Here is a 16,134-nt window from a genome sequence, read left to right as displayed (position 1 = left end):
GTCAGAACAGGCTTCGCGCGGCGACCGCGGCCGCCTCGACGAGCGGCGCCGCAAAGAGCACGAAGACCAGAAGGAACGCGCCCGAGAGAGCCGAGACGGTCTTGAGTTCGGCCGGCATCCGCTCGAACGTCACGAGCGGCTCGTCGAAATACATCAGCTTCACGATCCGCAGGTAATAATAGGCGCCCACGACGCTGCTCAGGACGCCGATGACGGCAAGCCCGTAGAGGTGCGCCTCGATCGCCGCCAGGAACACCCAGTATTTCGCGAAGAAGCCCGCGAGCGGCGGGATGCCGGCAAGCGAGAAGAGAATCGCCGCGAACATGAAGGCGGTGAAGGGCTGCGTGCGGGCGAGGCCGGACAGCGATTCGATGTCCTCCACCATCTGGTCGCGCCGGCGCATCGCCAGGATGCAGGCGAAGGCGCCGAGCGTCATGACCACGTAGATCACGAGATAGAGCACGACCCCCTGCACGCCCGCCTGCGTCCCCGCGGCGAGGCCGACCAGGATGTAGCCGACATTGCCGATGGAGGAGTAGGCCATCAGCCGCTTGATGTTGGTCTGGCCGATCGCCGCGAACGAGCCGAGAAGCATGGAGGCGATCGCGACGAAGGAGACGACCTGCTGCCAGTCCGCGGTCACGGGCCCGAACGCCTCGATGGTGACGCGCACCATCAGCGCGACGGCGGCGAGCTTCGGCGCGGCGGCGAAGAAGGCGGTCACCGGCGTCGGCGCGCCCTCGTAGACGTCCGGCGTCCACATGTGGAACGGGACGGCGGAAATCTTGAAGGCGAGGCCGGCGAGCACGAAGACGAGCCCGATGACGAGGCCGACGGAGCGGCCGTCGACGAGGGCCTGCGCGATCGCCTCGAAATTCGTGTGGCCCGTGAAGCCGTAGACGAGCGACGCGCCGTAGAGGAGCATGCCGGAGGCGAGCGAGCCGAGCACGAAGTACTTGAGGCCGGATTCGGTCGAGCGGACGGAATCCCGGTGGATCGCGGCCACGACATAGGCCGCGAGCGACTGCATCTCCAGGCCCAGATAGAGGCTGATCAGGTCGTTCGCCGAGATCATCATCATCATGCCGGTCGTGGCAAGCACGATCAGCACGGGATACTCGAAGCGCTCGAACCGTTCGTTCCGCGCGTAGCCGACCGCCATGGCGATCGCGACGGCGGAGGCCACGAGGGTCGCGATCTTCATGAAGCGCGAGAAGGCGTCGCTGATGAAGGCGCCGCCGAAGGTCACCGAGGTGCCCTCCCCGAGCGCCACCACCAGCACCGCGCCGGCGAGCAGCGCCACCGCCATGCCGGTCACCGTCGGCGTCGAGCGCTCGCCCGTGAAGACGCCGAACATCAGCAGCAGCATGGCGCCGGCCGTCAGCATGATTTCGGCCAGCACCGGCGTCAGGTTCGGCATCGCTGCAACGTCGATCATTCGCGCGGCTCCGCGGTCAATGGCCCAGCAGGGAGGCGGTCGCGCCCGCCCCGCTGATCGCCGCCTGATAGTTGTTCACGAGGTTGTCGACCGCGGCCGTGGTGACGTCCATCAGCGCCGCCGGGTAGATCCCGAAATAGAGGGTGAGAACGATGAGCGGGACGAGGATCACCTTCTCCCGCGTGCCCATGTCGAGAATGGAGCGCAGGCTCTCCTTCTCCAGTTCGCCGAAGACGACGCGCCGGTAGAGCCAGAGCGCGTAGCAGGCGGAGAGGATGACGCCGGTCGTCGCGAACACCGCCACCCAGGTGTTCGCCTGGAAGGCGCCGACGAGCGTCAGAAACTCGCCGACGAAGCCGGACGTGCCAGGGAGCCCGACATTGGCCATGGTGAAGACCATGAAGGTCAGCGCGTACCACGGCATCCGGTTCACGAGCCCGCCATAGGCGTCGATCTGCCGGGTATGGAGCCGGTCGTAGACGACGCCGACGCAGAGGAAGAGCGCGCCGGAAACGAGGCCGTGCGAGAGCATCTGGAAGATGCCGCCCTGCACGCCCTGCATCGTGCCGGTGAAGACGCCCATCGTCACGAAGCCCATATGGGCGACGGAGGAATAGGCGATCAGCTTCTTCATGTCCTCCTGCATCAGCGCGACCAGCGAGGCGTAGACGATCGCCACGACGGACAGCGTGAAGACGAGCGGCGCGAGGTCGGCGCTCGCGAGCGGGAACATCGGGATGGAGAAGCGCAGGAAGCCGTAGCCGCCCATCTTCAGGAGGATGGCGGCGAGCACGACGGAGCCCGCCGTCGGCGCCTCGACATGGGCGTCCGGGAGCCAGGTGTGGACCGGCCACATCGGCATCTTCACCGCGAACGAGGCGAAGAAGGCGAGCCAGAGCCAGGTCTGCATGGAGGCGGGGAACTGGTGCTGCAGGAGCTCGGGGATCGATGTCGTCCCCGCCTCCCAGTACATCGCCATGATGGCGAGCAGCATCAGCACCGAGCCGAGCAGCGTGTAGAGGAAGAACTTGAACGCCGAATAGACGCGCCGCGGGCCGCCCCACACCCCGATGATGAGGAACATCGGGATGAGGCCGCCTTCGAAGAAGACGTAGAAGAGCACGAGATCGAGCGAGCAGAAGACGCCGATCATCAGCGTCTCGAGCACCAGGAAGGCGATCATGTATTCCTTGACCCGGTGCTCCACGCTTTCCCAGCTCGCGAGGATGCAGAGCGGCATCAGGAACGTCGTCAGGATGACGAACAGCATCGAGATGCCGTCGACGCCCATCCGGTAGCTCATGAAGCCGCCGAGCCAGCCGGCCTCCTCGACGAACTGGAAGCCCGGATTGGCCGGGTCGAAGCCCGTCCAGATCATGATCGAGACGATGAACGTGACGACCGTGACGCCGAGCGCGACATGGCGGATGTTGCGCCGGTGGACCTCCTCGTCCCCGTGGATGAAGAAGAGGATGATCGCCGCCCCCACGAGGGGCAGGAAGGTCACCGTGGAGAGGATGGGCCAGTGCATGATCAGGTAATCCTCAGCCCGCGAACATCATCCAGGTGACGAGGATCGCGACGCCGATCAGCATCGCGAAGGCGTAGTGATAGACGTAGCCCGTCTGCAGCTTCACCACGTTGCGCGTCACGTCGAGCACCCGGGCGGAGACGCCGTCCGGACCGAACCCGTCGATCAGCCAGCCGTCGCCGCGCTTCCAGAGGAAGCGGCCGAGGGCCATGACGGGGCGCACGAACAGGAAGTCGTAGAGCTCGTCGAAATACCACTTGTTGAGCAGGAACCGGTAGAGGCCCTCGTGCTGTTCGCCGATCCGCCGCGGCGTGTCCGGGCTGAGGATGTAGAACCAGAGCGCGACGAGGAACCCGAGCACCATCGCGACGAAGGGCGAGATCCCCACCCAGAACGGCGCGTGGTGCATCTCTTCGAGGATCTCGTTCTCCGGTCCGAAGAACAGCGCCCCCTTCCAGAAGCCTTCCTGCGCCTCGCCGATGAAGAGCCCCGAGAACGCGATGCCGGCGAGGAGCGCCCCAGCGGCCAGCACGTAGAGCGGGATCAGCATGACCGAGGCGCTCTCGTGCGCGTGCTCCATCACCTCGGCGGAGGCGCGCGGCTTGCCGTGGAAGGTCATGAAGACGAGACGCCAGGAATAGAAGGAGGTGAAGGCTGCGGCCACGACGGTCAGGACGAAGGCGAGGCCCGCCGCCGTCGTGTGGCCGGCATAGGCCGCCTCGATGATGGCGTCCTTCGAATAATAGCCGGCCGTGAAGGGGAATCCCGTGAGCGCCAGCGTGCCCACCAGCATCATCGCGTAGGTGACCGGGATCACGCGCCGCAGGCCGCCCATCCGCCGCATGTCCTGCTCGTCGGAGACGGCGTGGATGACGGAGCCGGCGCCGAGGAAGAGCAGCGCCTTGAAGAAGGCGTGCGTGAAGAGGTGGAAGATCGCGACCGAATAGGCGCCGAGCCCCAGCGCGACGAACATGTAGCCGAGCTGCGAACAGGTCGAATAGGCGATCACGCGCTTGATGTCGTTCTGGACGAGGCCGACGGTCGCCGCGAAGAAGGCCGTGATCGCGCCGACGACGGTGACCACGATCAGGGCGTCGGGCGCGTGCTCGAAGAGCGGCGAGAGCCGCGCCACCATGAAGACGCCGGCGGTGACCATGGTCGCGGCATGGATCAGCGCCGAGACCGGCGTCGGGCCCTCCATGGCGTCCGGAAGCCAGGTATGGAGCGGCACCTGCGCCGACTTGCCCATCGCGCCCATGAAGAGGAGCAGGCAGACGACGGTCAGCGCGCCTTCGCCGGTGAAGACCGAGCCGAAGATCCGCAGGCCGACCTCTCCGCCCTCCGCCACCGCCTGCGTGTTCGCGAAGATCGAGCTGAACTCGACCGAGCCGAACAGCACGAACACCCCGAATACGCCGAGCGCGAAGCCGAAATCCCCGACCCGGTTGACGATGAAGGCCTTCATGGCGGCCGCGTTCGCCGACGGCCGGTGATACCAGAAGCCGATCAGCAGGTAGGAAGCGAGGCCCACGCCCTCCCATCCGAAGAACATCTGGACGAGATTGTCGGCCGTCACCAGCATCAGCATGGCGAAGGTGAAGAGCGACAGATAGGCGAAGAAGCGCGGCCGGTGCGGGTCGTGGCTCATGTAGCCGATCGAATAGACGTGCACGAGCGCGGAGACGGTCGTCACCACGACCAGCATCACCGCGGTCAGCGTGTCGACCCGCAGCGCCCAGCCGGCGGCGAGCGCACCCGACTCGATCCAGCGCAGGACCGGCACGGTGAAGGCCTCGCCGGTGTTCGCGCCGACGCGGAAGAAGGCGATCCAGGAAAGCACAGCGCAGATCACGAGGAAGGCCGAGGTCACGATCTCGGCCGCCCCCGGGCCGTGCCCGCCATGGGCGGCATCGGATTCCGCGTGCGGCTCGTGATGCGGATGGGCGATCGCGGCGCCGTGATGGGCCGGCGCATGGACCCCGCGGTGGCGCGGCGCGAAGCTGTCCGTCGCGTGGTCCTCGGCGCCGTGGGCGGGGCTGCCGCCCGGATGCCGCGCGGCGGCACCGGCGAGCGAAATCAGGCCGGCAATGATCGCTCCGAAGAGCGGCAGGAAGACGATCGCCGAATACAAGGCCTCAGCCCTTCATCATATTGATGTCTTCGACCGCGATGGAACCGCGGTTGCGGTAGAAGACGACGAGGATTGCGAGCCCGACCGCGGCCTCGGCCGCCGCGACGGTGAGCACCAGGAGCGCGAAGACCTGGCCGGTGAGGTCGCCCAGGAAGGCCGAGAACGCGACGAGGTTGATGTTGACGGCGAGCAGGATGAGCTCGATCGCCATCAGGATCACGATGACGTTCTTCCGGTTCAGGAAGATGCCGAACACGCCGAGCGTGAAGAGCACCGCCGCGACTGTCAGATAGTGCCCGAGGCCGACCGCCATCAGATCCCCCTCCCCGTCTCGACCTGGACCACCTCGACGGTCTTGCGCGGGTCGCGCGCCACCTGCACCGAGATGTCCTGCCGCTTGACGCCCTCCTTGTGACGGAGCGTCAGCACGATGGCGCCGATCATCGCGACGAGCAGGATCACGCCGGCCGCCTGGAAGAAGTAGAGGTAGCGCGTGTAGAGCACCGCCCCGAGCGCGGCGACGTTCGAGACGTCGGCCGGGACCGGCGTGGCGAGCGTCTCGACCTCCGGCGCGATCGCCAGCCCGCCGAGAACCGCGATCAGCTCGACGAGCAGGATCACGCCGACCAGCGCTCCGATCGGCAGGTATTGCAGGAAGCCCTGCCGGAGCTCCGCGAAATCGACGTCGAGCATCATGACGACGAAGAGGAAGAGCACCGCGACCGCGCCGACATAGACGACGATCAGGATCATCGCCAGGAACTCCGCCCCGAGCAGCAGCAGCAGCCCCGCCGCGTTCACGAAGGCGAGGATCAGGAACAGCACGGAATGCACGGGGTTTCGCGCCGCGATCACCATCAGCGCCGAGGCGATGGTGACGAACGAGAAGAGATAGAAGAAGAGCGGCTGGAGGGTCATGTCGGGGATTCCGCGGGCTTGCGCCGCCGGTCTCTTAACGAAGCGGGCACGCCGCGTCCACCGGCGGCGGCGCGGCGCAGCGGCTCACCGATAGGCCGCGTCGAGTGCGATGTTGCGGGCGATCTCCCGCTCCCAGCGGTCGCCGTTCGCGAGCAGCTTGTCCTTGTCATAGTAAAGCTCCTCGCGCGTCTCGGTGGAGAACTCGAAGTTCGGTCCCTCCACGATCGCGTCGACGGGGCAGGCCTCCTGGCAAAAGCCGCAATAGATGCACTTCACCATGTCGATGTCGTAGCGAACCGTCCGGCGCGTGCCGTCGTTGCGGCGCGGGCCCGCCTCGATGGTGATGGCCTGCGCCGGGCATACCGCCTCGCAGAGCTTGCAGGCGATGCAGCGCTCCTCGCCGTTCGGATAGCGCCGGAGCGCATGCTCGCCGCGGAAGCGCGGGCTCACGGGGTTCTTCTCGAAAGGATAGTTCACGGTGGGCCGCGGCTTGAAGAAGTAGCGCATCGCCAGCCCGAAGGCCGATACGAACTCCTTCAGGAGCACCGATCCCGCCGCCTGCGACAGGCTAGCCATCATGAAACTCCCAAGCTGCCGGCCACGTAGGGGCCGGCGATGATTCCGACGAGCGGGAAGAGCACGAGCTGGACCTTCCGGATGAGGTCAAGCACGCGCGGTCCCCGGCCTGTTTCGCCGCGTTCGGCGGCCCGCCCGATCAGGGCGCCGAACATGACGTATTCCGCCGCCGCGAAGGCAAGCCCGACCAGGCCGCCGATGAGCGCCGGCGACACCCCGCTTACCCGGCCGCCGGGACGGGAACGCCGCCCCAGCCCGTCAGCTGCAGAACGAGCGCGACCACCACCACGGCTGCGAGCGAGATCGGCAGGAACACCTTCCAGCCGAGCCGCATCAGCTGATCGTAGCGGTAACGCGGCACCATGGCCTTCACCATGGCGTAGAGGAAGAACAGGAACCCGGCCTTCAGCACGAACCAGATCACGCCGGGGATCCAGGTGAACGGCGCGAAGTTGAAGGGCGGCAGCCACCCGCCGAGGAACAGGATCGTCCCGAGTGCGCAGACGAGCACGGTCGCCACGTACTCGCCGAGCATGAACATCATGTAGGGCGCGGAGGAATATTCCACCATGTAGCCGGCGACGAGCTCCGATTCCGCCTCGGGCAGGTCGAAGGGCGGCCGGTTCGTCTCCGCGAGGCCCGAGATGAAGAAGATCACGAACATCGGGAAGAGCGGCAGCCAGTGCCAGTCGAGGAAGGTGTTCGGCAGGCCGATCATGGTGCCGAGCCCGGTCGTCTGGGCGAGCACGATGTCGGAGAGGTTGAGCGAGCCGACCGCGAGCAGCACCGTGATGATGACGAAGCCGATCGAGACCTCGTAGGAGACCATCTGCGCGGCCGAGCGGAGCGCGCCAAGGAAGGCGTATTTCGAGTTCGAGGCCCAGCCGCCCATGATCACGCCGTAGACCTCGAGCGAGGCGATGGCGAAGACGTAGAGCACGCCCACATTGATGTCCGCGACGACCCAGCCCTCGGCGAAGGGGATCACCGCCCAGACCGACAGCGCCAGCACCGTGGAGACGAGCGGCGCCAGCAGGAAGATCGCCTTGTTGGCCGGCGCCGGGACGACCGGCTCCTTCAGCACGAACTTGATGAGATCGGCGAAGGACTGGAACAGGCCCCAGGGCCCGACGACGTTCGGACCGCGGCGGAGCTGCACCGCCGCCCAGATCTTGCGGTCGGCATAGAGCAGGTAGGCGACCGCGATGAGGAGGAGGACGATCACGAGCAGGCTCTGCCCCGCCATGATCAGGCCCGGAATGAGATAGGTGTCGACGAAGCCGTTCATGGAGGGGCGCCTATTCGGCCGCCTCGGCCGCGGGCGGGCCGAGATGGAGCGCCGAGCATTCCGCCATCACGGCGGAGGCGCGGGCGATCGGATTGGTCAGGTAGAAGTCGCGGATCGGGCTCGCGAACGGCGCCTGGCCGGGTTCGCCGCCCTGCTCGGCGAGCGCGCGCACATGCGCCGCCTCGCCCGGCTCGATCGTGTCGATATAGGCGAGATGAGGATGCGCGCGGGCGAGCTTCGCCCTCAGCTCCGCGAGCGAATCGAAGGGCAGCGGCTCGCCGAGAATGCCGGAAAGCGCCCGCAGGATCGACCAGTCCTCGCGCGCGTCGCCCGGCGGGAAGGTCGCCCGCAGCGCGATCTGCACGCGGCCTTCCGTGTTGACGTAGAGGCCGGACTTCTCGCTGAAGGCCGCCCCGGGCAGGATGACGTCGGCGCGGTGCGCGCCCGCGTCGCCATGCGTGCCGACATAGACCACGAAGGCCGAGCCGAGCGCCCGCATGTCGATCTCGTCGGCGCCGAGCAGGAACAGCGTGTCGAGCCCGCCGTTGCCGGCCGCCTCGATCATGCCGGCCGTCGAGAGCCCGCTTTCGCCCGGCACGAAGCCGATGTCGAGCCCGCCGACGCGCGCCGCCGCCGTGTGGAGCACGCTGAAGCCGACCCATTCCGGATCCGCGCTCTCGAGGCCGGCGGCGAGCCTTGCCGCCGCCGAAAGCACCGCCGCGCCGTCGGGCCGCGCGATCGCGCCCTGGCCGACGATCACGAGCGGCCGCTTGGCCGCCTTCAGCACGTCGAGGAAGTCCTCCTCGCCGGCGGCGAGGCGGGAGAGCGAATCCGGCCCGGCGCCGAGATGCCGGTAGGGATAGGTGAGGTCCGCCGGCTCGCCGATCACGGCCACCGGGAAGTTCCCGAGCCGCCAGCGCTTGCGGATGCGCGCGTTGAGGACCGGCGCCTCCTTGCGCGGATTGGAGCCGATGATCAGCAGCGCGTCGGCCGCCTCGATCCCCTCGACCGTCGCGTTGAAGAGGTAGGCGCCGCGCCCGAGGGCCGGATCGAGCATCGCGCCGTCCTGGCGGCAGTCGAGGTTCGGCGATCCGAGCGAAGCCATCAGGAGCTTCAGCGCGAACATCTCCTCGACCGTCGCGAGGTCGCCCGCGATCGCGCCGATCCGCTTCCCGTCGGCGCCCTTCGCGCGCGCCGCTATCGCCGCGAAGGCTTCCTGCCAGGTCGCGGGGCGCAGCCTGCCGTCGACGCGCACATAGGGACGGTCGAGGCGCTGCGTCCTCAGCCCGTCGACGATGTGACGCGCCTTGTCCGAGATCCACTCCTCGTTCACCGCCTCGTTCATCCGCGGCAGGATCCGCATCACCTCCTTGCCGCGCGCATCGACGCGGATGTTCGAGCCGAGCGCGTCCATCACGTCGATCGACTCGGTCTTGGAGAGCTCCCAGGGCCGCGCCTTGAAGGCGTAGGGCCGCGAGGTGAGCGCGCCGACCGGGCAGAGATCGACCACGTTCGACTGCAGCTCGGACGTCATCGCGTGTTCGAGATAGGTGGTGATCTCCATGTCCTCGCCGCGGCCCGTCGCGCCGAGCTCGGCGACGCCGGCGACCTCGGTCGTGAAGCGGATGCAGCGCGTGCAGTGGATGCAGCGGTTCATCCAGGTCTTCACCAGCGGGCCGATATACTTGTCCTCGACCGCCCGCTTGTTCTCGTGGAAGCGCGAGGCGTCCACGCCGTAGGCCATGGTCTGGTCCTGCAGGTCGCACTCGCCGCCCTGGTCGCAGATCGGGCAGTCGAGCGGATGGTTGATCAGCAGGAACTCCAGCACCCCCTCGCGTGCCTTCTTCACCGTCGGCGAGCGCGTGATCACCTCCGGCGGCTCGCCGTTCGGCCCCGGCCGGCAGTCGCGCACGCCCCAGGCGCAGGAGGCGATCGGCTTCGGCGCCCCCTTCAGCTCGACCAGGCACATGCGGCAATTGCCGGCGATCGACAGCCGCTCGTGAAAGCAGAAGCGCGGAATCTCGGCACCCGCCTCCTCGCACGCCTGCAGGAGCGTGTAGTGAGCCGGGACCTCGACCTCCTTGCCGTCGACCTTGACCTTGCGAAGATCAGACATTCATCTCACCCGTTTGCCGCGCCGCGGCGGTCGTGCGTCCGGAGAAGCCGCTGGTCGCCAAGTCCCACGCGCGTCCACGTCGCCTTCCCTATTCCGCCGCCTGAAGGATTTCAGAGGGCGTCGGCCGCGGCCGCGCCGCATACTCGTCGATGCGCTTCTCGATCTCCGGCCGGAAATGCCGGATCAGGCCCTGGACCGGCCAGGCCGCCGCATCGCCGAGCGCGCAGATCGTGTGGCCCTCGACCTGGTAGGTGACCTCGAGAAGCATGTCGATCTCGCGCTTCTCGGCCTCGCCGCGCGCCATCCGCTCCAGCACGCGCCACATCCAGCCCGTCCCCTCGCGGCAGGGCGTGCACTGCCCGCAGCTTTCATGCTTGTAGAAATAGGAGATGCGGGCGATCGCGCGGACGATGTCCGTCGACTTGTCCATCACGATCACCGCGGCGGTTCCGAGCCCCGACTTCACGGCGCGCAGCGCGTCGAAATCCATCAGAAGGTCGTCGCACTGGTGCGCCGGCACGACCGGGACGGACGAGCCGCCCGGAATGATTGCCAGGAGATTGTCCCAGCCGCCGCGGATGCCGCCGCAATGGCGCTCCACGAGCTCGCGGAACGGAATGCTCATCTCCTCCTCGACCGTGCACGGCCGGTTGACGTGGCCGGAGATGCAGAAGAGCTTGGTGCCGGTGTTGTTCTCGCGCCCGAAGCCGGCGAACCAGGCGGCGCCGCGGCGCAGGATGGTCGGCGCGACCGCGATCGACTCGACGTTGTTCACGGTCGTCGGGCAGCCGTAGAGGCCCATGTTGGCCGGGAACGGCGGCTTCAGCCGGGGCATGCCCTTCTTGCCCTCGAGGCTTTCGAGGAGCGCCGTCTCCTCGCCGCAGATATAGGCGCCGGCGCCGTGCGAGACGTAGCAGTCGAAGTCCCAGCCGTGGACGTTGTTCGGTCCGATCAGCCCGGCTTCGTAGCACTCGTCGATCGCCGCCTGCAGCGCCTCGCGCTCGCGGATGTACTCGCCGCGTATGTAGATGTAGCAGGCATGTGCGCCCATCGCGAAGGAGGCGATCAGGCAGCCCTCGATCAGGAGATGCGGGTCGTGCCGCATGATGTCCCGGTCCTTGCAGGTGCCGGGCTCGGACTCGTCGGCATTGACGACCAGATAATGCGGGCGGCCGTCGGATTCCTTCGGCATGAAGGACCATTTGAGGCCGGTCGGGAAGCCGGCCCCGCCCCGTCCCCGGAGGCCCGACGCCTTCATCTCGGCGATGATCCAGTCTCGGCCCTTGTCGATGAAGCCCTTCGTCCCGTCCCAGGCGCCGCGCTTGCGCGCGCCCTTCAGGCCGCGGTCGTGCAGCCCGTAGATGTTGGTGAAGATCCGGTCCTTGTCGGCGAGCATGCGTTCGACCCGTCCCTCAGGCGCTCGTGCGATCGGCCGCGCGCGGCGGCCGGCTTGCTGCGGCGCGTCGCGCCGCCTCCCGCCGGGATCTGCCCCCGGCCGGCATCATTCCTTCTTGCCCCGGCCGCGCCGCTCGCGCGGCGGGAAGCCCCCGTCCTTCGGTGCTTCCTCTTCCCCGGTCGGCTTCCCTTCGGCACGCGCGCCCATGGCGCGCGAGGCCGCCTCGTCGGAGCGTCCCGTCGGATCGGGCCGTCCCTTCTTCTGCGCGGCCGCCTCGCCGGCGGCGGGATCGGTGCCGGTGCGCAGGACGGCCCGGCCCTTCCGCCGCTCGACCTCGGCCGCGAACTCCTCGCCACCCGCCGTCTCGTCGACCGCCGTGCGGGGCGTCCCCGGCGGGGCCGCGGCGCCGTCGCCCGGATGCTCCGTCCCGGCCGCATGGGCCGGGGCCGGCTCGCGCACGTCCTCCTCGACGCCCCAGTCGAGCGTCGTGAGCGTGGTCGGCCCGCCCGCCGGCGCGGAATGCTGCCGGTCGATCTGCGGACCCGGCCTCGGCGTCTCGCCGCGCTCGAAGGCGTCGATGATCGCGGCCAGCGTCTCCGGCGTGAGGTCCTCGTAGGTGTCCTTGAAGATCTGCACCATCGGCGCGTTCACGCAGGCGCCGAGGCACTCGACCTCCTCCCAGGAGAGCGCGCCGTCGGCCGTCACCTCGTGCGGGTGCGGCGCGATCCGGCTCTTGCAGAGCTCGATCAGGTCGCCCGCGCCGCGCAGCATGCAGGGCGTCGTGCCGCAGACCTGGACATGCGCCTTCCGCCCGACCGGGGCGAGATGGAACATCGTGTAGAAGGTCGCCACCTCGAGCACGCGGATCTGCGGCATGCCGAGCATCGCGGCGATGCTCTCCATGGCGGGCTTGGTGACCCAGCCTTCCTGCTCCTGGACGCGCCAGAGCAGCGGGATGACGGCGGAGGCCTGCCGTCCCTCCGGGAATTTCCGGATCGTCCGCTCCGCCCAGGCCTGGTTCTCGGCCGTGAAGGCGAAGCTCTCCGGTTGCTCTTCAGCGAGGCGGCGGACGGCCATTACTCACCTGCCGTGCGTTTCGTTTCGGGGCGCGCGTCGCGGAGGGTCACCGGTCGACCTCCCCGAACACGATGTCGAGCGAGCCGAGCACGGCCGACACGTCGGCGAGCATGTGGCCGCGGCACATGAAGTCCATCGCCTGGAGATGCGCGAAGCCCGGGGCGCGGATCTTGCAGCGATAGGGCCTGTTCGAGCCGTCCGACACGAGATAGACGCCGAACTCGCCCTTCGGCGCCTCGACCGCCGCGTAGACCTCGCCCTCGGGGACGTGGAAGCCCTCGGTGTACAGCTTGAAATGGTGGATGAGCGCCTCCATCGAGCGCTTCATCTCGCCCCTTTTCGGCGGCACGATCTTGCCGTCCGTGGACGACACCGGCCCCGCGCCCTCCGCCGACCGCAGCCGCTCCAGGCACTGCTTCATGATCCGGGCGGACTGCCGCATCTCGTGCATGCGGATGAGATAGCGGTCGTAGCAATCGCCGCTGTGCCCGATCGGGATGTCGAACTCCAGCTCGTCGTAGCACTCGTAGGGCTGCGCCTTGCGGAGGTCCCAGCGGGCGCCCGAGCCGCGCACCATCACGCCCGAGAAGCCCCACTTCCAGCAATCCTCGAGCGCCACCACCCCGATATCGACATTGCGCTGCTTGAAGATGCGGTTGTCGGTGAGGAGCCCCTCGAGATCGTCGCAGACCTGCAGGAACGGGTCGCAGAAGGCCCAGATGTCGTCGATCAGCGCCGGGGTGAGGTCCTGGTGCACGCCGCCGGGCCGGAAATAGGCGGCGTGCATGCGCGAGCCGGAGGCGCGCTCGTAGAAGACCATCAGCTTCTCGCGCTCCTCGAAGCCCCAGAGCGGCGGCGTCAGCGCGCCGACATCCATCGCCTGCGTGGTGACGTTGAGGAGATGCGACAGGATCCGCCCGATCTCTGCGTAGAGGACGCGGATGAGCTGCCCGCGCTTCGGCACTTCGAGCTCGAGCAGCCGCTCGACCGCCAGGCACCAGGCATGCTCCTGGTTCATCGGCGCGACATAATCGAGCCGGTCGAAATAAGGCAGCGCCTGGAGATAGGTCTTCGCCTCGATCAGCTTCTCGGTGCCGCGGTGGAGCAGCCCGATATGCGGGTCGACCCGCTCCACGATCTCGCCGTCGAGCTCGAGCACGAGACGCAGAACTCCGTGCGCCGCAGGGTGTTGCGGCCCGAAGTTGATGTTGAAGTTGCGGACGTCCGCCTCGCTCATGCGAAGGCTCCGGAAAGAGGGCGGAGGGTGAACGGGAAACAGCGGTGGTGGCCTAGTGAATCGTGAATCGTGAATCGCGTATCGGTCATCAGAACCCATCCGCCCGTTTCATCAGCGAACGGATAAGCGCCCGCAGCATCTTGCCCACAGTCTCGCATTTCCGGCCGAGCGTCGCAGCGTCCTGGGCCGGCAGGAGGTTCACGCGTTCGGCCAGAAGCACATGCGTCTCGAGCTCCTTGAGCGAACCTTGCGCCACGCGGAGCGAGTGCACGAAAGGGCGCGTCTGCTCGCGGCCGAAGCCTTCGGCGATGTTCGCCGGCACAGACGCCGCCGCACGACGCATCTGGGACACCATCCCGAACAGTTCGTCGCGCGGAAAGCCGCGGGTCACCAGGTATATGTCGGCGGCTAATGCCATTGCTTCTTTCCACACGCGAAGATCGCGGTAATCCGTGATCGGATCGGCGCGCTCCTCGTCCATTCACTATTCACTACTCGCTCTATTCACCTGCCGCTATTCGCTTCTCTTCTCGTCGCCGGGCAGCGCGTATTCCGGCCCCTCCCACGGCGACAGGAAATCGAAGTTCCGGAACTCCTGCTGAAGCTTCACCGGCTCGTAGACCACCCGCTTGCGCTCGTCGTCGTAGCGCACCTCGACAAAGCCGGTGAGCGGGAAGTCCTTGCGGAGCGGATGGCCCTGGAAGCCGTAATCCGTGAGGATCCGGCGCAGGTCCGGGTGCTCGGAGAACAGGATCCCGTAGAAGTCGTAGGCCTCGCGCTCGAACCAGTCCGCCGCCGGAAAGATCTCGGTCGCCGAAGGCACCGGCGTGGTGTCGTCGACGGCGAGCTTCACGCGGATGCGCGCGTTCTGGCGCGGGCTGAGAAGATGGTACACGACGTCGAAGCGCAGCGGCCGCGCCGGCCAGTCGACGCCGCAGATGTCGATCAGGCAGACGAAGGCGAGGCTCGGATCGTCGCGCAGGAACCTCAGCACGTTGATGATGTCGCCGACGCCGACATTGATGGTGAGCTCGCCCTGGGCGATCGTGCTCCCCTCGAGCCGCTCGCCGAGCACGTCGGCGATATGGGCGGCGATGTCGGACAGGCCTTCGCTGGTCGGAGCCGGGATCGCCATCGTCAGCGCTCGATCGTTCCGGTGCGGCGGATCTTCCGCTGCAGGAGGAGGACGCCGTAGAGCAGCGCCTCCGCCGTCGGCGGGCAGCCCGGCACGTAGATGTCGACCGGCACGATGCGGTCGCAGCCGCGCACCACCGAATAGGAATAGTGGTAGTAGCCGCCGCCGTTCGCGCAGGAGCCCATCGAGATCACGTAGCGCGGCGCCGGCATCTGGTCGTAGACCTTGCGGAGCGCCGGCGCCATCTTGTTGGTGAGCGTGCCGGCCACGATCATCACGTCGGACTGCCGCGGCGAGGCGCGCGGCGCGAAGCCGAAGCGCTCGACGTCGTAGCGCGGCATCGACACCTGCATCATCTCGATGGCGCAGCAGGCAAGCCCGAACGTCATCCACATCAGCGAGCCGGTGCGCGCCCAGGTGATGAGCTCGTCGGTGGAGGTGACGAGCCAGCCCTTGTCGGCGAGCTCGTCATTGACCTCGGTGAAGAACGGATCCTCGGCGCGGACGCGCGCCTGCGGCGCGAGCATGCCCTGCGGATGCGGATCCTCGATCTTCGGGCGGGTGTCGATCAGTCCCATTCGAGGGCGCCCTTCTTCCATTCGTAGACGAAGCCGACGGTGAGCACGCCCAGGAATGCCATCATCGACCAGAAGCCGAACCAGCCGAGCGACTTGAACGCGACCGCCCAGGGAAACAGGAACGCGACCTCGAGATCGAAGATGATGAAGAGGATCGCGACCAGGTAGAAGCGCACGTCGAACTTCATGCGCGCATCGTCGAACGCGGCGAACCCGCACTCATAGGCGGACACCTTTTCGGGGTCGGGATCCTTGTAGGCGACGATGAAGGGGGAGACGAGCAGCGCCAGCCCGATCACCAGGGCGATACCGATGAAAACGACGATGGGCAGGTAGCTGAGGAGGAGCGCGTCCATGGCTTCCGTTGCAGTGCAGCGTCGGGTGTCTATTTAAGCGTTTCGGCGATCCGCGCAATCGGGCGCAGCGATCGGAATCCCCCGGGGAAGCGAGGCTGGCATGGATTAGACCAGCCCCGCCGGGCCCGCAAGTCCGCCCGGCCGCGCGCGGATGTGGCGCTGTGGCGCGGATGTGGCGCTGTGGCGCTGTGGCGCTGTGGCGCGGCCCGCCGGCCTTGCCGCCGCCTGTCCCTCGCTGCCGCCCCGGTTCCGGCTGTTCCGCCGGTCGCTAGAGAGCGTCCGCCCAAGGCCGCGGCGCCTGTGCGCGCGAGCCCTTCACGGGCATCGCCGGGCCTGCCGAGGAGGCCGGCGTGCCCG

16 protein-coding genes are annotated in these 16,134 nt (G+C 67.7%); all 16 read right to left on the bottom strand.

The window, feature by feature from the left end:
• Position 1: 1 nt before the first annotated feature.
• Positions 2 to 1,438 carry an NADH-quinone oxidoreductase subunit NuoN gene (gene nuoN / locus E4O86_RS08840; RefSeq protein WP_161140170.1) on the bottom strand — a complete coding sequence of 479 codons (1,437 nt, stop codon included), beginning with the start codon at positions 1,436 to 1,438 and terminating at the stop codon, positions 2 to 4.
• A 16-nt stretch (positions 1,439 to 1,454) separates the two neighbouring features.
• The gene (locus tag E4O86_RS08835; protein ID WP_161140207.1) at positions 1,455 to 2,972 is read right to left on the bottom strand and encodes an NADH-quinone oxidoreductase subunit M; all 1,518 of its coding nucleotides are present in this window, start codon (positions 2,970 to 2,972) and stop codon (positions 1,455 to 1,457) included.
• A 10-nt stretch (positions 2,973 to 2,982) separates the two neighbouring features.
• The gene (nuoL, locus tag E4O86_RS08830; protein WP_161140169.1) at positions 2,983 to 5,100 is read right to left on the bottom strand and encodes an NADH-quinone oxidoreductase subunit L; all 2,118 of its coding nucleotides are present in this window, start codon (positions 5,098 to 5,100) and stop codon (positions 2,983 to 2,985) included.
• 4 nt (positions 5,101 to 5,104) lie between these two features.
• Positions 5,105 to 5,413: an NADH-quinone oxidoreductase subunit NuoK gene (nuoK, locus tag E4O86_RS08825; RefSeq protein ID WP_161140168.1), complete on the bottom strand. Its 309-nt coding sequence runs from the start codon at positions 5,411 to 5,413 to the stop codon at positions 5,105 to 5,107.
• Positions 5,413 to 6,018 (bottom strand): NADH-quinone oxidoreductase subunit J, encoded by a 606-nt coding sequence (locus E4O86_RS08820; RefSeq protein ID WP_161140167.1) that lies wholly within the window; start codon positions 6,016 to 6,018, stop codon positions 5,413 to 5,415. Before E4O86_RS08820 ends, nuoK begins: the two co-directional genes overlap by 1 nt.
• 84 nt (positions 6,019 to 6,102) lie before the next feature.
• The gene (nuoI, locus tag E4O86_RS08815; protein WP_161140166.1) at positions 6,103 to 6,594 is read right to left on the bottom strand and encodes an NADH-quinone oxidoreductase subunit NuoI; all 492 of its coding nucleotides are present in this window, start codon (positions 6,592 to 6,594) and stop codon (positions 6,103 to 6,105) included.
• Entirely contained in the window at positions 6,594 to 6,809 is a 216-nt protein-coding gene (locus tag E4O86_RS08810; protein WP_161140165.1) for a hypothetical protein, read from the bottom strand. Before E4O86_RS08810 ends, nuoI begins: the two co-directional genes overlap by 1 nt.
• A 5-nt stretch (positions 6,810 to 6,814) precedes the next feature.
• Entirely contained in the window at positions 6,815 to 7,882 is a 1,068-nt protein-coding gene (gene nuoH / locus E4O86_RS08805) for an NADH-quinone oxidoreductase subunit NuoH (RefSeq protein ID WP_161140164.1), read from the bottom strand.
• 10 nt (positions 7,883 to 7,892) lie between these two features.
• Positions 7,893 to 9,998 (bottom strand): NADH-quinone oxidoreductase subunit NuoG, encoded by a 2,106-nt coding sequence (gene nuoG, locus E4O86_RS08800; RefSeq protein WP_161140163.1) that lies wholly within the window; start codon positions 9,996 to 9,998, stop codon positions 7,893 to 7,895.
• Positions 9,999 to 10,086: 88 nt separating this feature from the next.
• On the bottom strand, positions 10,087 to 11,394 hold the full coding sequence (gene nuoF, locus E4O86_RS08795; protein WP_161140162.1) for an NADH-quinone oxidoreductase subunit NuoF: 1,308 nt from the start codon (positions 11,392 to 11,394) through the stop codon (positions 10,087 to 10,089).
• Between the two features lie 105 nt (positions 11,395 to 11,499).
• Positions 11,500 to 12,471, bottom strand: a complete 972-nt coding sequence (nuoE, locus tag E4O86_RS08790; RefSeq protein WP_161140161.1) for an NADH-quinone oxidoreductase subunit NuoE — start codon at positions 12,469 to 12,471, stop codon at positions 11,500 to 11,502.
• 46 nt (positions 12,472 to 12,517) lie between these two features.
• On the bottom strand, positions 12,518 to 13,708 hold the full coding sequence (locus E4O86_RS08785) for an NADH-quinone oxidoreductase subunit D (RefSeq protein ID WP_161140160.1): 1,191 nt from the start codon (positions 13,706 to 13,708) through the stop codon (positions 12,518 to 12,520).
• Between the two features lie 88 nt (positions 13,709 to 13,796).
• Complete coding sequence (locus E4O86_RS08780) at positions 13,797 to 14,189, bottom strand: four helix bundle protein (protein WP_161140159.1); 393 nt, start codon at positions 14,187 to 14,189, stop codon at positions 13,797 to 13,799.
• A 33-nt stretch (positions 14,190 to 14,222) separates the two neighbouring features.
• On the bottom strand, positions 14,223 to 14,843 hold the full coding sequence (locus E4O86_RS08775; protein WP_161140158.1) for an NADH-quinone oxidoreductase subunit C: 621 nt from the start codon (positions 14,841 to 14,843) through the stop codon (positions 14,223 to 14,225).
• A gap of 2 nt (positions 14,844 to 14,845) precedes the next feature.
• Entirely contained in the window at positions 14,846 to 15,370 is a 525-nt protein-coding gene (locus tag E4O86_RS08770; RefSeq protein WP_425500117.1) for a NuoB/complex I 20 kDa subunit family protein, read from the bottom strand.
• Positions 15,371 to 15,411: 41 nt separating this feature from the next.
• Entirely contained in the window at positions 15,412 to 15,777 is a 366-nt protein-coding gene (locus E4O86_RS08765; RefSeq protein ID WP_161140156.1) for an NADH-quinone oxidoreductase subunit A, read from the bottom strand.
• Between the last annotated feature and the right edge of the window lie 357 nt (positions 15,778 to 16,134).

It is taken from the genome of Propylenella binzhouense (assembly GCF_009866965.1).
Taxonomy (GTDB): Bacteria; Pseudomonadota; Alphaproteobacteria; order Rhizobiales; family Afifellaceae; genus Propylenella; species Propylenella binzhouense.
This window is presented reverse-complemented; position numbering and strand designations above follow the sequence as displayed.

Bases quoted from the DNA above. Each gene is read 5' to 3' on its own strand.
- E4O86_RS08780 (WP_161140159.1), bottom strand. From the start codon at position 14,189: ATGGACGAGGAGCGCGCCGATCCGATCACGGATTACCGCGATCTTCGC.
- E4O86_RS08775 (WP_161140158.1), bottom strand. From the start codon at position 14,843: ATGGCGATCCCGGCTCCGACCAGCGAAGGCCTGTCCGACATCGCCGCC.
- E4O86_RS08785 (WP_161140160.1), bottom strand. From the start codon at position 13,708: ATGAGCGAGGCGGACGTCCGCAACTTCAACATCAACTTCGGGCCGCAA.
- nuoE (WP_161140161.1), bottom strand. From the start codon at position 12,471: ATGGCCGTCCGCCGCCTCGCTGAAGAGCAACCGGAGAGCTTCGCCTTC.
- nuoH (WP_161140164.1), bottom strand. From the start codon at position 7,882: ATGAACGGCTTCGTCGACACCTATCTCATTCCGGGCCTGATCATGGCG.
- E4O86_RS08765 (WP_161140156.1), bottom strand. From the start codon at position 15,777: ATGGACGCGCTCCTCCTCAGCTACCTGCCCATCGTCGTTTTCATCGGT.
- nuoN (WP_161140170.1), bottom strand. From the start codon at position 1,438: ATGATCGACGTTGCAGCGATGCCGAACCTGACGCCGGTGCTGGCCGAA.
- nuoG (WP_161140163.1), bottom strand. From the start codon at position 9,998: ATGTCTGATCTTCGCAAGGTCAAGGTCGACGGCAAGGAGGTCGAGGTC.
- E4O86_RS08770 (WP_425500117.1), bottom strand. From the start codon at position 15,370: ATGCTCGCGCCGCAGGCGCGCGTCCGCGCCGAGGATCCGTTCTTCACC.
- nuoK (WP_161140168.1), bottom strand. From the start codon at position 5,413: ATGGCGGTCGGCCTCGGGCACTATCTGACAGTCGCGGCGGTGCTCTTC.
- nuoI (WP_161140166.1), bottom strand. From the start codon at position 6,594: ATGGCTAGCCTGTCGCAGGCGGCGGGATCGGTGCTCCTGAAGGAGTTC.
- E4O86_RS08820 (WP_161140167.1), bottom strand. From the start codon at position 6,018: ATGACCCTCCAGCCGCTCTTCTTCTATCTCTTCTCGTTCGTCACCATC.
- nuoF (WP_161140162.1), bottom strand. From the start codon at position 11,394: ATGCTCGCCGACAAGGACCGGATCTTCACCAACATCTACGGGCTGCAC.